Annotated in this window: 3 protein-coding genes; 1 reads left to right on the top strand and 2 read right to left on the bottom strand. The window is 64.1% G+C overall.

Annotation, left to right across the window (positions count from 1 at the left end; all coding sequences use genetic code 11):
* Positions 1-338 (bottom strand): AsnC family transcriptional regulator (locus EN939_RS30565; RefSeq protein ID WP_127271379.1); only part of this gene is annotated, 338 nt, incomplete at its 3' end.
* Between the two features lie 127 nt (positions 339-465).
* Between EN939_RS30565 and EN939_RS30560 the strand changes: the two genes are divergently transcribed.
* Positions 466-1,461 carry an ornithine cyclodeaminase family protein gene (locus EN939_RS30560; protein ID WP_127271377.1) on the top strand — a complete coding sequence of 332 codons (996 nt, stop codon included), beginning with the start codon at positions 466-468 and terminating at the stop codon, positions 1,459-1,461.
* Between the two features lie 126 nt (positions 1,462-1,587).
* Here the strand turns inward: EN939_RS30560 and EN939_RS30555 are convergent, their stop codons facing one another.
* The gene (locus EN939_RS30555) at positions 1,588-2,205 is read right to left on the bottom strand and encodes a helix-turn-helix domain-containing protein (RefSeq protein ID WP_127271375.1); all 618 of its coding nucleotides are present in this window, start codon (positions 2,203-2,205) and stop codon (positions 1,588-1,590) included.
* Between the last annotated feature and the right edge of the window lie 101 nt (positions 2,206-2,306).

Raw genomic sequence — 2,306 nt, 5'->3', positions numbered from 1 at the left:
ATGCGCGCCTTGACCAGATAGTCGAAGCCGCCGACCACCATGTGGCATTCGATGATCTCGGGCGCCCGCAGAACCGCCTCGGCGAAGCGGTCGAACACATGCGGCGCCGTGTGGTCGAGCCGCACCTCGATGAAGACGAGCTGCGCCTGCCCGATCCGAGCAGGATCGAGCACCGCGCGCACGGCGCGAATGAAGCCTTCGGCGAACAGCCGCTTGACGCGCTGCGTCGCCCCGGTCGGCGACAGACCGACCCGGCGCGCCAGATCGAGCGTCGTGCGGCGGCCGTCCTCCTGCAACAAACGTAGCAGCGAGCGGTCGATACGGTCGAGATCGTCCATTGCAGGATTCACACTTTTTGACCAGAACAAACGTGATAATCACGCCAAAGTAGCAAAAGCAGTATATTTCATCACGCTCCCGGACTGCAATACCGTTGTCGTGCAACCGACAACGAAAGCGTATCCCATGACATCAGCGATATCGACCTCCCGCAGCGCCCAGGCCAAGGGTGACATGCCCGTACTCATCCTGAGCGAGGCCGAGGTGAAAACCTGCATCGACCTGCGCCAGCTTCTCGACGTGCTCGCCGGCGGCTTCAAGGCCTTGTCCGGCGGCAAGGTGGTCAATCCGGCACGGCCGCAGCTCGATGTTCCGCAGGCCGGCTATTCGCTGGCGATGTCGGCATGGATAGCGGGCATGCATCTGACGGTGAAGATCGTCAACGTCTTCGAGGGCAACGTCGCCAAAGGCATCCCCAGCCACCTCGCCACCATCCATCTGTTCGACCCGCAGACGGGCATGCCGGTCTGCGTCATGGATGGCACCTACATCACCGCCGTGCGCACCTCCGGCTCGGCCGTGCTTTCGGTGCGTGAACTCGCCCGCCGCGACGCCAAGGTCGCGACGGTGGTCGGCGCCGGTGTGCAGGCCGGCCAGCATCTGCATCTTTTGCCGCTGGTGCGCGATTTCGCCGAAATCCGCGTTGTCTCGAAGGAGTTTTCGGATGCACAGGCGCTCGCCGCGCAACATCCCGGCGTCGTTGCCGTCGCCGATATCGAGGCCGCGGTGCGCTCGTCTGACGTCGTCTGCCTGGCAACGCATTCCTATGCGCCGGTGATCTCGGCCGACTGGGTGCGGCCCGGCACCCATGTCTCGTCGGTCGGCGTCGCCCCACCCGGCGGCGAGTTGCCGGTCGAGCTTGTCGGGCGGGCCATCCTTTTCGTCGAGACCAAGGACGCCTTCGCGCCGACCCCGGTCGGTTCCTGCGAACTGGTGGGCATTGATCCGGAAACCGGAACCGAGCTTGGCGAAATGCTGCTCGGACTGCGGCCGGGACGCGTCAGCGCCGATCAGGTCACCGTCTACAAGGCCATGGGCGTTGCAATGGAAGACATGGTGGCCGCCGATCTCGCCTATCGCGAAGCGGTTCGGCGCGGAATGGGACGTGTAGTTGCGCTGTAGCGGAGCCGCTCAATTGTTGGAGCCAGCGCCGCCCGTCGATAGGATCGTCCTTCTCCCCGTGAACGGGGAGAAGATGGCGGCAACCAGATGAGGGGCAGCACCAACGTGGAGGGTTGGGACCTGCCCCTACCCCTCCACCGTCTCCAGCACGCTCAGCAGCGCGCCCTCCATGTCAGGCTCGTCGCCGGAGCAGACGCACAGCATCTCGGCGTCGCCCTCGCCCACCGACAGGTAGGCGTGACCCATGGTGGAATCGATATAGACGCTGTCGCCCTGTTTCAGCCGCACCGGCGCGTACTGGTCGGTGTGCAGCTCGATCTCGCCCTTGAGCACGATCAAAAATTCCTCGCCGGCATGCCTGGTCAGCGGGCCGAATTCCTGCAGCGTGCGGGCGCGTGCATAGGCGTGGATCGGCACCATGCGCTTGCGCACCAGATCGGTGGCCAGATAGCGGTAATCGTAGTTGCGGGTCAGCTGGCGCAGCGTGTTGGACTGCGAGGTCACCGAACGACGGGTGCGCGCGGCCGGCTGCTTGCGGTCGCCGCTGAGCAGCTCGGTGACATGGATGCTCAGCCCCTCGCAGATCTGCAGCAGCTTGTCGTAGCTCAGCGACATCTGGTCGTTCTCGACTTTGGACAGCGTCGACACCGCGACGCCAGTCAGCGTGCTGACCTCCTGCAAGGTCCAGCCATGCGTCTTCCTCAAGCCGCGCAGGCAATCACCGAGGTTCGGTTGCTCCGACATCGTCAGCTCCTGGCGCGGCCACCGGGCCGCTTCTTCACCCTAGGTAGTCCAACTCCCTGCCGCCATCAACAACGCTAACAATTTTCTTATACGCTAAATAT

Origin of the sequence: Mesorhizobium sp. M7A.F.Ca.CA.002.05.1.1, from assembly GCF_003998335.1 — a bacterium.
Classification (GTDB): Bacteria; Pseudomonadota; Alphaproteobacteria; order Rhizobiales; family Rhizobiaceae; genus Mesorhizobium.
This window is presented reverse-complemented; position numbering and strand designations above follow the sequence as displayed.